Origin of the sequence: Crenobacter intestini, assembly GCF_004919095.1 — a bacterium.
Classification (GTDB): domain Bacteria; phylum Pseudomonadota; class Gammaproteobacteria; order Burkholderiales; family Chromobacteriaceae; genus Craterilacuibacter; species Craterilacuibacter intestini.
In genome coordinates, this window is sequence record NZ_STGJ01000014.1 from 59,522 (window position 1) to 74,916 (window position 15,395).

5 protein-coding genes are annotated in these 15,395 nt (G+C 65.0%); all 5 read left to right on the forward strand.

Annotated features, from left to right (window positions below):
- Positions 1–73: 73 nt before the first annotated feature.
- Complete coding sequence (locus E5K04_RS12555) at positions 74–6,403, forward strand: DEAD/DEAH box helicase (protein ID WP_136554617.1); 6,330 nt, start codon at positions 74–76, stop codon at positions 6,401–6,403.
- Positions 6,400–8,505: a UvrD-helicase domain-containing protein gene (locus E5K04_RS12560; protein WP_136554618.1), complete on the forward strand. Its 2,106-nt coding sequence runs from the start codon at positions 6,400–6,402 to the stop codon at positions 8,503–8,505. The genes E5K04_RS12555 and E5K04_RS12560 overlap by 4 nt, the downstream gene beginning before the upstream one ends.
- A 630-nt stretch (positions 8,506–9,135) precedes the next feature.
- Positions 9,136–10,422 carry a DUF6361 family protein gene (locus E5K04_RS12565; RefSeq protein WP_136554620.1) on the forward strand — a complete coding sequence of 429 codons (1,287 nt, stop codon included), beginning with the start codon at positions 9,136–9,138 and terminating at the stop codon, positions 10,420–10,422.
- Between the two features lie 19 nt (positions 10,423–10,441).
- A complete protein-coding gene (locus E5K04_RS12570; RefSeq protein WP_136554622.1) occupies positions 10,442–12,271 on the forward strand; it encodes a phospholipase D family protein in 1,830 nt (609 codons plus the stop codon).
- Positions 12,268–15,384, forward strand: coding sequence for a helicase-related protein (locus tag E5K04_RS12575; RefSeq protein WP_136554624.1), 3,117 nt, complete (start codon positions 12,268–12,270; stop codon positions 15,382–15,384). The genes E5K04_RS12570 and E5K04_RS12575 overlap by 4 nt, the downstream gene beginning before the upstream one ends.
- Positions 15,385–15,395: the final 11 nt, after the last annotated feature.

Sequence of the window (15,395 nt, forward strand, 5' to 3'; positions counted from 1 at the left end):
CGGTGCGCGTCGCGCACCGGCCTTCCACCGTTCCACCCGGGTAGCCAGCGCCGCCCGGCACAAGGACTGACCGATGCAGCCGTTGATCGTCTCCCAGCAGCTCACCCAGGGCGTGGCCGATTTTTTGCGCACCGCCTTCCCGTCGACCACCCCGGGCTTCGAGGGGATGTTCGACCGTTTCCTCGACGCGCGCGGCAATCTGTTCAAGGGGCCGTATTTGACGGTGCCGCTGCCGTTTCGCAAGGAGGGCGGAGACGGCAAGCCGCCTTACGCCTGGCTGCCGGGGGCTTTCGTGCCGCACGCGCATCAGGCGCGCGCCTTTGCGCGGCTGGACGGGGAAGCCGCCCGCTCGACGCTGGTGGCCACCGGCACCGGCTCGGGCAAGACCGAGTGCTTCCTCTACCCCATCCTCGAGCATTGCCGGCGCGAGCGGGCCGCCGGCCGCGCCGGCATCAAGGCGATCATCCTGTATCCGATGAACGCGCTGGCCGGCGACCAGGCCTCGCGCGTCGCCAAGGAAATCGTCAAGGCGCCTGAGCTGGCCGGGGTGCGCGCCGGGCTGTATGTAGGGGACACGCCGGCGGTCGAGTCGCAGACGGTCGCGCAGCTGGACAAGAACAGCTACACGGTGATCACCGACCGAAACACCCTGCGCGACAACCCGCCGGACATTCTGCTGACCAACTACAAGATGCTGGACTTCCTGCTGATCCGTGCCGCCGACGCCCCCCTGTGGGCGCAGCAGGCGCCGGATACGCTGCGCTACCTGGTGGTCGACGAGCTGCATACCTTCGACGGCGCGCAAGGGACGGACCTGGCCTGCCTGATCCGCCGCCTGAAGGGGCGGCTGTCGACGCCGCCCGGCCAGCTGGTTTGCGTGGGCACTTCGGCGACGCTGGGCGACGACGGGGTCGACGCGCTGACCGCGTTCGCCGGCGACGTGTTCGGCGAGCCGCTGGCGGCCGACGCGGTGATCGGCGAAGACCGCGAGTCGGTGGGCGACTACCTGGCCGCGGCGGTGGTCGAATATACCGCAGCCCCGCAGCCGGCCGACCTGGCCGCCTTGCAGCCGGAAAGCTACGACGACCTGCCCGAGTACCTTGCCGCGCAGGCGGCACTGTGGCTGGGCGGGCCGGTGGCCGCGCAGTTGGTGCAGGACTTTGACTGGCGCTGCCGGCTGGGCGACAAACTGAAGAGCCACTTCGCCTTCCAGAACCTGCTGCGCGACCTCGACCGGCTGGGCGGCAAGTCGGTGCTGCTGGACGACGTGTTGATGCTGCTCTCGCGGCGGCTGGCCGCATGCGACGACGAACGCTTCCCCTTGCTATGGCTCTCCAGCTTGCTGGCGCTGGTCGCCCACGCGCGCAAACCCGGCCATCAAGACTTCTTCCTGCAGGTGAAGGTCGAGATCTGGCTGCGCGAGCTGCGCCGCATGGTGGCGGCACTGGACGCACAACCGGTGCTGTGCCACCACGACGACCTGGGCAAGCAGGGCCTCGAGCGGCGTTACCTGCCGGTCGTCCATTGCCGAGACTGCCACGCGACCGGCTGGGGCGCGACCTACGACAAGGGCCAGCCCGGCCAGCTCGATACCAGCCTGCAGACCTTCTATCAGGCGTTCTTTGCCGAGGACGTGACCACCCGTTTCGTGTTTCCGGCCGTCGACGACGCCGACTCGCGCGTGTTCGAGCGGCACAAGCTGTGCCCGGCCTGCGGCACGCTGCATGCCAGCGCGCAGGACAAGTGCGAGGCGTGCGAAGCAGCCCCCCTGTTGCCGGTGCTGATCGCCAGCAACCTGCGCGAGGGCAAGCGCAACGGCGCGACCTTGACCAAGTCGCACCATGACTGCCCGTTCTGCGCCGGTTACAAGAGCCTGACCATCGTCGGCTCGCAGGCGGCGTCGCTGGCGGCGGTGATGATCGGCCAGTTGTTCGGCAGCCGCTACAACGCGGACAAGAAGCTGATCGCCTTTTCCGACTCGGTGCAGGATGCCGCGCACCGCGCGGGCTTTCTGGCTGCGCGCACCTGGCGGCTGAACCTGCGCCCGGCCATGGCCCAGGTGATCGCCGGCGCCGCGGCCGAAGGGCAGCCGCTGACGCTGGCCGAGCTGCCCGCGCGTTTCGAGCGCCACTGGCGTGCGCAGCTGGGCGACGCGTACTACGTCGCCAACTTCCTGCCGCCGCAGATGCAGTGGATGCGCGACTACGAGGCTCTGCTCGCCTCGGGCAAGCTGCCCGAGGGCAGCACGCTGTTAACCGAGATGGGCAAGCTGTTGCCGCTGGTGATCAAGGCCGAGTTCGGGCAGGACGCGCAAATCGGCCGCACCCTGCCGGCCACTGGCACGGCGATGGTCGAGCCTTACCCGGGCGGGCTGGACGAGGCCGCGCACTGGCTGTTGCCGCGCCTCAAGGAAACGCTGGAGCCGCTCGCCGCGACCACCGTTGCCGAGGCGCGGGTGTTCCTGACCGGGCTGATCGAAGCCATGCAGCGGCAGGGCGCCTGGACCGACCCGGAGCTGGCCTTCTACGCGCGTTCCGGCAGTTCGCCCTGGCCCTATAAGAAGCAGGTGAGCCTGTGCAAGCTGCTCTCCGGCCCGCGGCCGCCACGGTTTGTCACGATCGACGAATTCAAGCGTTGCGCGGCGGTGTGCGGCAAGGAGTCCTCTGCTTTCCGGGCGTGGGCCTACGCGTCCTTGCCCGCGCTGCACCTGGAAGCGCTCGGTGCGGACCGGCTGCTGACGCCGCTGTACCGCTTGGCGTTTGAGGCGCTCGCGCATGCGCAGCTGGTGGTCAGCGAGGAGGCCGAAGCGCGCGACAAGCTGCCGGTGTGGGGGCTGAACCCGGCGCGATTCAACGTGGTGGAAGGGGCCGAGGCGTGGCGTTGCGATACCTGCCACGCCACGCGGATGGCCGCCCCCGGCGCCGGCCTGGCCGGCCAGCCCTGCCGGCGCAAAGGCTGCCGTGGCCATCTGGCGGCCGGCACGCCGCCGGGCGATTTTTTCCGCAAGCTCTACCTGCACGCCGATATCTGCCGCGTGGTCGCCCACGAGCACACCGGCTTGCTGCCGCGCGAGACGCGCGAAGCGGTCGAGCGCAGCTTCAAGGCCAAGGAAGCGCAACCCGGGCAGGTCAACCTGCTCTCGGCGACCCCGACGCTGGAGATGGGGATCGACATCGGCGACCTCTCCAGCGTGCTGCAGTGTTCGATCCCGCCCGCGCAGGCCAACTACATCCAGCGCGCCGGCCGTGCCGGGCGCAGTACCGGCAACGCGCTGCTGGTCAGCATGGCGGCCAGCCGCCCGCACGACCTGTATTTCTGGGCAGACCCCAAAGTCATGCTGACCGGCGCCGTCGACGCACCCGGCGTGTTCCTCAACGCCTCGGCCGTGCTCGAGCGCCAGCTCACGGCGTTCACGCTCGACTGCTGGGTGCATGAGCGCGGCCAGACCGCCCGGATTCCGTCTGAAATCAACAGCGTTTTCCGCGCGATCACCGCTCGCGACACCGCGCGCTTCCCCTACCCGTGGCTCGCTTACGTCGAGCAGCACCGTGCCCGCCTGCTCGAGCGCTTCCTCGCCTTGTTTGGCCAGGCGGGCGCCACGGCGCTGACCGAAGAGACGCAGAACTGGCTGCGCCGCTTCATCGAAGGCGGGGCGGGGCAGGAAAGCCCGCTTGCTTGCAAGATCGTCGACCGCCTGCAGGGCATCGCCACCGACGTGGACAGCTTGCGCCGCAAGCGCGACGCGACCGTCCGCGAGGCCGACAAGCTGGTACAGAAGAAGAAAGACTCGGTGCTGGGCGAGGAAGAAGCGGCTGAGCTGGCGCGCCTGGAGCAGGACCGCTCGGCGCTGGGCAGGCTGATCGCCGGTATCGTGGGCAAGGCGACGCTGAACGTGTTCACCGACGAAGGACTGCTGCCGAACTACGCGTTCCCCGAGCAGGGGGTGCTGCTGCGTTCGATCATCGTGCGCGAGCCCAAGGCCGGCGCGACGCTGCCGGAGTCGGAAACCTACGAGTACGAGCGCCCGGGCGCGACTGCCATCACCGAGCTTGCGCCCAACAACACCTTCTACGCGGAGGGGCGAAAGGTCGTGGTCAACCAGGTCGACGTCTCCAAGGCCAAGCCCGAACTCTGGCGGTTCTGCCGGCAGTGTTCGTACGCTGAGCTGGCGTCGGCGGCCGAGCCGCATGCGGCGTGCCCGCGCTGCGGCGATCCGTGGTGGAAGGACAGCGGCCGGGTGCACGAGATGCTGCGCCTGACCACGGTCTTCGCGCGGACACTCGACCGCGACAGCCGGATCGCCGACGACTCGGACGAACGCCAGCGCGGCTTTTATGTGCGCCAGGCGCTGGTCGACAGCCCGCCCGAGGCGGTGCGCCAGGCGTTCATGATCGACAGCCCGGACTTCCCGTTCGGCTTCGAATTCCTCGACCGCGTCACCTTCCGCGAGGTGAACTTCGGCGAGCATGACCCGCAGGGCATGCCGATGCAGATCGGCGGCAAGGATTTCAAGCGCCCGGGTTTTGCCATCTGCCCCGATTGCGGCACTTTGCAAATGAGGCGCAAGCCCGAGGAACAGTTCCGTAACCACGCCTCCTGGTGCGCCAAACGCAAGGAGAAGGTGGAAACCCCGCACAAGTGCGTGTTCCTGTACCGGGAGTTCGCCAGCGAGGGCATCCGCCTGCATCTGCCGGAAATCAGCAACGCGGCGCTGCTCAGTTTCGTCGCCGCGCTGGAGCTGGGCCTGGCCCGCCGCTTCCGCGGCGCGGTCGACCACCTGCGCATCGCGCTGGACATGCACATGGCCGCCGGTTCGGATACACCGCGTTGCTATCTGGTGATCTACGACAGCGTCCCCGGCGGGACCGGCTACTTGAAGGAATTGATGCGCGCGCCGGAGCCGCTGCTCGAAGTGCTGGAAATCGCGCGCGCGGCGCTGGACGCTTGCGCCTGCAACCAGGATGCGGAGAGCGATGGCTGCTACCGCTGTGTGTACCGCTACCACAACAGCCACGACCGGATGTGGATTTCCCGCCAGGCCGCGCAGCGCCTGCTGGGGGATGTGCTGCGCAACAAGCAGTCGCTGCGCAAGGTCACCCAACTGGCCGCTACGTTGCCGTCCAACCAGCTGCTCGACAGCGAGCTTGAAAAGCGTTTTGTCGAAGCCTTGCGGCGTGAACAGGGCGGGCAACGCTTCACGCTGAGCGAGCTGCTGTTCAAGGGCAAGTCCGGTTACCTCGTCCAGGCCGGCACGCGCCGCTGGAAGCTCGAGCTGCAGGTCAGGCTGGGCGAGGCTGACGGCGTGACGGTCGAGTGCCAGCCTGACTTTGTGTTCTGGCCGGACGACGGCGCCGACGACTTGCCGGTCGCGGTGTTCCTCGACGGCTGGCAGTACCACAAGGACATCGTTGCGACCGACCTGGCCAAACGGCTGGCCATCGCCAAGAGCGGGCGTTTCTCGGTGTGGACGCTGGTCTGGGAAGATGTGGAAGGCGCGCTGGGTGGCAGTGCATCCGCCACGCCGCCTATCTGGGAGAGCGTATTGTCCGGTCAGCCCCGTGCGGGCGTCGAGCGCCTGTGCGCAGCATTGGGCGCATCGGCGCCGGTTGACTTTGCCACGCAGGCCCCGTTCGCCCAGTTGCACCAGCGCCTCGCCGGGCATCGCCACGCCGCTTTGCGCCAACTGGCGCTGGCGCTGTCTTCCGGGCTCATGATGCCGCTGAGCGACGCTGCTACGCTCGAGGCGTTTCGGCAAGGGGCGTTCTGGCAACGGCTGGACGAGCTGGAACTGCTGCAGGGCTTTGCCGATGCCCGCTTCGGCGTGCGCAAGCTGGGTGCGGGGCTGACGCTGGCCACCGGCTTGCATCCCGAACAGCTCAAGCAACTGCTGACGGGCCAGTGTTCGCCGCAGGCCGAACCCTTGCTGGTCGGGCAGTGGTCGGCCCAGCAACTGCCCGACGACGCGTGCCGTCAGGCCTGGCAGCAACTGTGGCAGGTGATGAACCTGCTGCTGCCCTTGCGCCACCTGTGGGTGGGCAACGCAGACATGCCCGCGCTGGCCGCCCTGCGCGACAGCCCCTTGCTGCAACTGGGGGCCGGCGGGCTGACTGACGATTGGCAGGAAACGGTCGAGGTCTGCGACGAGCGCACGCACCACTGGTGCAAGGCGCTGGCCGCTGTCGGCATCGCAGCGCCGGAGGCCGGTTACGCCTTGCTGGACCCCAAAGGCCTGGTACTGGCCGAGGCGGAACTGGCCTGGCCGTCGTGCAAGGTGGCGCTATTGCTGCCCGAGTGCGCGCAGGAAAGCGACGTGTTTGCCGGCCAGGGCTGGCAGTGCTTTATCGTGTCCGGGCAGGATTTGCCCGCGGCGCTGGGTAATCTTCTTTCGGAGACCTTGCTATGACGCTGGCCCCCAAAATCGCCATGTCGGACGACTTCCTCAAGTCGTTCGCCGCTGTCCCCCGCGCCTACCAGCAGGCTGTGCTGGGTTTCCTCGCGAAATTTAGGCAGAACCCCCTGGCCAGCGGCATCAACTACGAGCGTATCCACGACGCCGCGGACCCCAACATGCGGTCGGTGCGGATGGGGGACAATATGCGCGGCATCGTGCTCAAGCCGGAGCACGGCAACGTGTATTGCCTGCTGTGGGTCGACAGGCACGACGACGCCTACCAGTGGGCCCGTCGTCACAAGGTGGCGATTCACCCCGACCTCGGCAGCATCCAGGTGTATGCGGTGCAGGAGGATGGATCGCACGCCACGGTGGCGGACGCCCCCAACCTGGGTGCCCAACCCTCGGCCGGGCTGTTTGATGCGCTCAAGGACAGGGAAATCCGCCGGCTGGGGGTGCCCGATGAGCGCCTGCAGGCCGTCCGTGCCGTCCGCAACGAGGACGAGCTGGAAGCCTTGCAGAGCCAGTTGCCCGACGAAGCATTCGAGGCGCTGTTCCTGTTTGCCGCCGGCGAATCTTTCGAGCGCCTCGTCAGCGAGCGCGAAGCTCCGGTGCAGGTGGACCCGGAGGATTTTGGCGCGGCGCTGGAGCGCGATACGACCCGCCGGCATTTTGTCGTACTGACCGACGACAGCGACCTGGAGGCATTGCTGGCCGCACCGCTGGAGCGCTGGCGCGTGTTCCTGCACCCCAGTCAGCGCAAGCTGGTCGAGCGGGACTGGAACGGTCCGGTCAAGGTGACCGGCGGCGCCGGCACCGGCAAGACGGTGGTCGCCATGCACCGGGCAGCACGCCTGGCCCGCCAGTATGCGGCGCTCCCCGGCAAGCCCGTGTTGTTCACGACCTTCACCAAGACGCTGGCAGAGGATATCCGCCAGCATCTGGCCTTGCTGTGCACGCCGCAGGAACTGGAGAAGATCCAGGTCACCAACCTCGACCAGTGGGCGCTGTCCCTGCTGCGCCGTTTCGGCTACCGGCACACCCTGCTGTACGCCGAAGCCGAACGAAAGCGCATGTGGCAGGCGGCGCTCGTCGCCCTGCCTGCGGAGTTCGACCTGTCGGCGCAGTTTCTGCGCGCCGAATACGAACGGGTCATTTTGCCGCAGGGCTGCGAAACCGCGGACGACTACATGCGCGCAAGCCGGGTGGGCCGGGGCGGCCAGTTAAGCCGGCTGCAACGCAAGCGCTTATGGCCGGTTTTCGCCGAATACCGTGCACAACTGCAGGCGGCCAATCTGCGTGAGCCGGAAGAGGCTTTCCGCGAAGCGTGCCAGCTGCTGCAAAGGGAAAAACCCGCGCTGGGCATCCGCGCCATGGTGGTCGACGAAGCGCAGGACATCAGCAGTGCCGCCTTCGAATTGATCAGGGCCGCGGTCGGGCCGGCCGAGAACGACCTGTTTATCGTGGGTGACGCGCACCAGCGCATCTACCGGCACAAGGTCGTGCTGGGGCGGGCAGGCATCGAAGTGCGCGGCCGCAGCCGCCGGCTCAAGGTCAATTACCGCACCACCGACGAAATCCGCCAGTGGGCCTGTGCCCAGCTCGAAGGCTGCTCGGTCGATGATCTCGACGGCGAGCAGGACTCCCTGCGCGGCTATCGTTCGCTGACCCATGGCGACGCGCCGGACGTCATCGCTTCGACTTCGGTCGAAGCGGATGTGTCCCACCTGCTGGATATCCTGGCCCAGCTTCAGGGAGACGGCATCGAATTGCGCGAGGTATGTGTCACGGCACGCACCAACGACGACCTGGACACGCTGGCCGCCAGCCTTGCCCAGCATGGCGTGCAGGTGTTCCGGTTGGAGGGTTCGACTGCGGACGACCACACCGTTGCAGGCGTGCGTCTGGCGACCATGCACCGGATCAAGGGGCTGGAATTCGGCGTGGTGATCATTGCCGGCTATAAGGGCAGCAACGCATACGCTGAACTGTTCAGCAGGGACGAGGATGCCGGCGTGTCTGAAGAAACCGCGCTGGCCGAGCGCTGCTTGCTGCATGTAGCCGCGACCCGCGCCAAACGCCACCTCTTTGTCCTCTCACGCCCGGCCGGGTAGTAGGGGGGCGCGATAGGAGCCCACTACGGCCAACCGGCCGACAGTATGGCGAGGCTGGACGGGGATGTCGGGCGGGCAGGGCCGCAGTTGCCCATGCCCACCTGTCCTGGCGGTGCTGCAAATAAAGGGACTGGTTCAAAAAGTAAGTGCAACGCCCTGTAAGCCCGCCAGCCGCCCGCCGCTTTCAGTCAACAGCACTATGCAATGCGGATGGCAGCTTGAACCCGTTGGACTCTACGATTTGCAGCCGACCTCAGTGCGTCCCTAGCGCAAGTAAGATTCATCTTTTGCATGCGCATGGGTACTGGCAGCAATGGGTGCAGGCAACTGGCCTAAGTGACGCCGGAAAGCTCGCTCTTGTCCGCCCGGCTCAGCACGCTTGCCGCCTTGCCGTACCGATTCTCGCATGGCCAGTCCCAAGTGGCATGACAGCCCGCAAGGGGGAATATAAAGGCATGGCAAGGGCATTTTTCGCCAGTTGCGTAGGATTGATGATGTTTGACTAAATTAATGCCATTTTGGCAAAATTCGAAATTTTACGTTGTATCTCATGCCCATAGAGACTCGCTGATGCTCGAAGCACTCAAGTACCTTGAGGATCTCTTGGCTCCTCACTCGGAGGCATAAACGGTGGCAGGAAGTCTGGTAGCTTGGCTGAGCTTCGACCATGATCAGCAGCAGCGCACGCAGCTCCTCATGGCTGCGCTATCCCAGCAAGGCACTGTCGACGAGCTCGGTATGGGTATCCTCCGGGATCTCGTCGCGGGGGTCCTGTTTCCAGGTCACACGGTGCTGCACACGCGCGCGAAGTACCTACTCTTCCTGCCACGCGACTTCACCGGGTTGAAGGGCTCGACGGCCGAGGCACTCTCCAAAGCAGCCCGAAAAGCGGAAACCGACCGGATCGCTGCTCTCCGCCGTCACTACGAGCCGCACCTCCAAGGCAAGGGGATCATCGGCTACACCACGGGTAGCGAAACCAAGCAGATGCCAAGTGGAAGCTATTGGGGGCTACTCCGCCGGCTCGGGATCTACAAGGGCAAGGGCTCTCTCTGGGACGCCTACTCTGATCTGGCCACAGAGCGTTCCGCGCGCTTGCGACGCTCTATGTTTCATGCAGAAGACGAGGACGATCAGGTCACGCCCGAGATTGGCCTCTGGGACGAGCTCCCCGAGCCTGACGACGAGTTTGACGGCTTCGATCTCAGTACCGACGAGGCGGCGTGGCTCCGCGAGAAATTTCTCCTCTCGGACAAGAGTCCGGTCAATGCGCGTTCGTTGGTTTCTTGGCTGCTTGACCCGGACCGCGAAGAGTGGGTCGAGGGATTGAGCCGAGTGTGGGATCACCCGCAGGTAGATGAGTTCCCGGCGATAACAGCGGAAGCGATGTGGCTCGGCAGGGACGCGGACCGCCTCGTCTTTGGGGCTCGTATCCTCTACAACTACCTCTGCGCCGTTGGCCGCCCAGACGACACCGTGGTTCGGGACCAACTCGTTGAAAAATACGAGAAGGCGATGAAGGACTGGCTGACGAGGCGCGACGAGCTTCCCAGCCCTGACCGACTTGCCGAGCTAAACGCATGGGCAACCTCGCGCCTCGACGCCACGCACGCGTCGCAAGCTGCGCGGATCAGGTGGGGTCGCACGATGGCCTTCCTAACACAGTGGCTCAAGGACGTCTCTGCAAGCCAAGACCTCCTCGCCGACAAGAAGGCCGAGACCACCATCACCAAGCGTGAAGCATCCCTCAAACCAGGACGAGCGCGGCTGGTGCAGCGCGACCGCTTGCGCAACTGGAAGGGTGACGCTGGGTACTTTGAAATGGACTATAACTGGGCACCCGCTCAACGACTCATCAACGACATCCACGCCGGCCTCCGCACTCCCCGCGTATCGTGGCCACCAGCGCCGCGTTAAATGAGGGCGAGGAAGACTGATGCTCCGACTTGACCAGACTACGCTGCTGCTCGATGCATTGAGACCTCCGCAAGGCATGGAGATCGACGCCGCAGTCGGCACCACCTTCACGCTCGACCTGACCGCGCTCCTCACCATTCCGGTCGCGGCAAGCTTCGGCACGATCGCAGAAGGCCCTGAGCCAGCTGACCTGCTGGAGACGATTCGCCGCTATTCCGAGCGGACGGTACTCTTCTGTCAGGCCGGCGCGATCAGCGTCCCGTCGCACTACCGTACCGCACACACCCTCATCGAGGACACCGTTGTCGAGGTAAAAAAACCCGACGGTGGCATCTTCCACCCTAAGGTCTGGATCGTCCGGTTCTCTGGCGCTGAAACCGCCCCACTCCACCGCGTCCTCGTAATGAGCCGCAACCTTACCTTCGACAAGGCGTGGGATGTGATCGTCCGCCTCGACGAGGACACGGAGGAAGGCGTAGCGATGGACTCGGTGGGCATCGTCGAATTCCTCAACTCGCTGCCGACGTCCGCAGCGCGCGATCTATCAGATCGTCAGCGCGACCTGGTGACCTCGCTTAGCACCAGCTTGGCGAGAGCTCGCCTCGTCGTGCCTCAACCCTTCACTAGCGGCCGGTTTGTGCCTTTGATCAAAGGTTCCCGTCAGACGCCTTTCTGCAAACAGTACGACGCCTCTTTAGCCGTATCGCCGTTCCTCACGGGCGACGCGGTGACATCGTTTTTCAAGCCAAACGCAAAGCGCAAGGTCATCGTCTCCAGGCCAGCGGCCCTCAATGCGCAAGCGAGCCTCCTGCGAGGGCTGCGCGAGGTCTACCGCATTAAGGATTCTCTCCTCGACGCACAAGAGGACTTAGAGGCGTTCGACTCGATGAGCGAAGGCAGCGATAGCGAGACGACGGCGGGCCTCGCCATAGGGGGGCCGAGTATGCGAGGACTACATGCCAAGTTTTACGTGCAGGACCACGGAAAATCGGCGACGGCGTGGCTCGGGTCCGCAAATCTAACTGGCGGTGCGTTCGGGGCCAATGTAGACATTCTCGTCGAACTCTCCGGACCGAAAGAGTATGTAGGGGTCGACCGGGTCATCAACAAGCGCGGTCGCAAAGACGATCTCTCGTGGATCGTCGAGCCGCACCCGCTCCCCGAGAACGACGACCCGGAATCTGACCCCGAAGAAGGGATCTCGCCCATCGAATTAAACGCTTACGACATTGCGTCGAAACTTTTCACTATCACCTACTCACTGGGGGACGAGCGCGACGGCGGACCTTGGGCCGCGGAACTTGTCGTCGGCAAAGTCGAGGAACTGTCCGACGCTGTCGTTTTCGCACGACCGCTCAGTCTTCTGGCCGCGCGATCAGTTGAAATATCCAGCGGCCGGGCACAGTGGAATGGCCTGCTCGAGGAGGAGATCACCCCGTTTGTCGTCGTCACCCTGAAAGCCGACGGGAGCACCCGCAATGTGCTCGTCCGAGCTGACATTGCGGGCGATCCGCCGAGCCGGCGGCGCTCCGTGATCGCGCAGGCGATCAAGTCACCCGAGGACTTCCTTCGCTACCTCGCAGCGTTGCTCGGCTTCACAGGTGCCTCTGGTCGCAGAGATGGCAGTGGCGAGGCAGGTGCCTTCGGCGGCTGGATTGCCGACATCCACGTCGATCGCGTCCTGGAGGACCTTCTGACCACCGCATCCAGAAACCCAACGAAGCTTGAGTCGCTCGACCAAACGCTTGCTACGTTGAAGCAAGACGAACGATTCGGAGAAGTCGTGCCGTCAGAGTTCAGTGAACTCTGGGATGCCGTCTACGAAGCTCGCAAGGACGCGATCGGATGAAGGCGCGCGGACTGATTCCTGAGGTGTGGGCAGACAGACTCGCGCGCGCCACCGACGGATACAAGAAGTTCCAGCTCGACACCGTCGACACCGTCGTGCGAGCAATGTTCGAGGACGACCAGCGGAGGTTTCTCGTCGCTGACGAAGTTGGCCTCGGCAAGACGAAGATCGCCCGTGCCCTCGTGGCCGAGACGGTCAAGCGGCTCTGGGATGACAAGGACGTGGACCGTATCGACGTGGTCTACATCTGCTCCAACGCCCAGATCGCGCGTCAGAACCTGCAAGACCTTGATCTCTTCTCCGAGCTCGGACAAGCACCGCGTCGCGCCGACCGGCTCACGATGCTCCCGGCAACACTCGCCGACCTCGGCCACGTCAATCTCATCGCGTTGACTCCAGGGACGTCGTTCGATCTTGGCGACCAAGCTGGCCGCGTCGGCGAGCGGGCAATGCTCTGGCGCCTGCTGGAGCGCGACGAAGTGGGGTGGGCGGACCTGCTGCGGAAGCGCAAGCACTCGGACCGGATATTCCAGGGATGGGCATCGGAAGCTCGCTTCACCAGGGAGCTCGACTCGCTCGTCGACTTCGAGCCGCCGAAGGCAGTGGTCGAGGCCCTCGCACAAAGACTGCAGCAAGAGAGGCTACGCGACGAGCTTGACCAGATCTCCGACGGTCGCCGGGGCTACGACAGGTCCGTCGCCAACCGCTTCATCGGCCAGCTCCGACGCATTCTCGCCGAGGTCTGCATTAAACAGCTCAGCCCCGACTTGATTATCCTCGACGAGTTTCAGCGTTTTACCAACCTCGTGCACGGCGACGGCCCGGACGGGGCACTAGCTAAGCTCCTTCTGACCAGCCCGACGGCTCGCGTCTTGCTTCTCTCCGCAACGCCGTACAAGATGCTCACCACCGCCGAGGATGACGAGAGTCACTTCGAGCAGTTCCTCAGTACGGTGAGATTCTTGCTCGGCGAGGACAGGGTCTGCGATCTGTCCACGCTGCGGTCTTCGCTCGGTGAGCTCCGGTCCGGCATCCTTGGTCACCGCGACCCCGTCCGGCTTGCCGCCGCCCGGGACTCGATCCAAAAGATCCTCGGCAGCGTGATGGTTCGCTCCGAGCGGCTCGCCGCAACGCTGAACAGGGACGGGATGCTCGACGTTGGCATCGACGCGACGTGTGCTGTACAAAAGTCCGACGTCGACTCATTCGTCGCAACGGATCAGATCGCGCAGAAGCTCGACCGTGTGCCGTCGATGGTCGAGTACTGGAAGTCAGCGCCGTATCTATACAATTTCATGGACGAGTACGCTGCCAAGAAGCGTATACGTGCTGCCCTCCCGCAGGACTCAACCCTCCGTAGTTCTCTGGTGGGGGACCACATGCTCACGGCGGGTGCCATCGATAGCTTCAAGGAGGTCGACCCGCGCAACAGTCGTCTCCGCTGGATGCTCAACGATCTGGACGCCGCGGGCGCCTTCGACGTCCTCTGGATCCCGCCTGCTCTACCGCAGACCAAGCTCTACGGGTCGTACGCAGCAGCAACCACGCTAACCAAGCGCCTCGTATTTTCTAACTGGAGCGTCGTCCCTAAGTCCGTCGCCTCACTCCTCTCGTATGAGTTCGAGCGCCGGCACCACCGCCAGACCACTTACGAGAACTCGCGCAAAAACACCTACCGTCCTCTAGAGCCGCCGCCCCTTGGCAAGGGCGGATCCGAACGGTTCACCTCGCTGTCGCTGTTGCTCCCTTGCAAGGTCTTGGCCGAGATCGGTGACCCGATCGCCATCGCACGCTCTACGGGAGCGACGCTCCCGCTCGCACTGACCTCAATGCGCAAGCAGGTTTCCTCCGAGATCGATAGCCGGCTCGCGCCTCTCTTCAAGCAAACGCCTACGAAGGGCATCTCTCACAACATATGGTACGCCGCCGCACAGCTCTGGCTCGACCGCGAGATGGCGAGCCTCAGCGTCGCAGACTGGGTCGGCGGCAGCCACCAGGGTATGAGCGATCACTGGTCTCGGCTTGTGCGATCCCTCGACGACCCAGCGGCGTGGGGCCCGCCTCCGAAAGACCTCATTGCGAAACTTACCGACATCGCAATCGCCGGGCCGGCTGCGTGCGCACTTCGCTCGCTTTCGCGCCTTCGCGGGCGATTCACCGTGGAACTCACGGACAAGGCCCTACGGGGGGCTGCAGCGGGTGTCTCGTGGGCATTCGCGAGCTTCTTCCACAATCCCGAAGCACTCCAGATCATTAGGAATTCAGGTCAAGCGCAGCAGGACGACTGGGAGCGACTCCTTACCCACTGCGCTGAAGGTGGGCTCGGGAGCACCCTCGACGAATGGCTCCACCTCGTGCCCGACCAATGCCGCCTCGGCCGCGGCTCCGAGGAGCCGCTCGCCAAGATCGTCGAGACGATCAAGGCGGTACTCCACCTGGACGCGGGACGCGCCACGAGTGACTGCTACGACGACGTGCTCGAGACCGGTGATGCGACCCAAGTTCGTTTCCGAACGCACTTTGCCATGCGCTTCGGTCAGGCGAAGGGCAGCACCGCCGAAGGCGAGAACCCGGTAGATGTGCGCAGCGCATTCAACTCGCCGTTTCGTCCCTTCGTCCTTATCTCTACATCAGTAGGCCAAGAGGGCCTCGACTTCCACCACTACGCCCACGCCATCGTCCACTGGAACCTGCCAGGCAATCCCGTCGACCTCGAACAGCGCGAGGGACGCGTCCACCGCTACAAGAACCACGCTGTCCGCAAGAACATCGGTGCCGCCTTCGGGAGTGATCGACGGATCATCGAGTCGGATGATCCGTGGCGGACGATCTTCACTCTGGCGGACGATGGCGAGGGTGGCATGCGCCCCGAGTGGATCTTTGACGGCGACGCGAAGATCCAGCGCCTCGTCCCACTCCTCCCGATGAGCCGCGACGTCAGCAAACTCAAGCAGTTGGTCGAAGCCACCAGCCTCTACCGCATGACGATCGGCCAACCCCGCCAGGCCGAACTCCTAAAGGTACTTACCGAGTTGTCCGGGGCTGAGCAGGAAGCCGTGCGCCAGGCCGTAAGCATCGACCTGAGCCCTCGGTGCCACCGTTCTAAGGAGTGAGAGCCGACAGT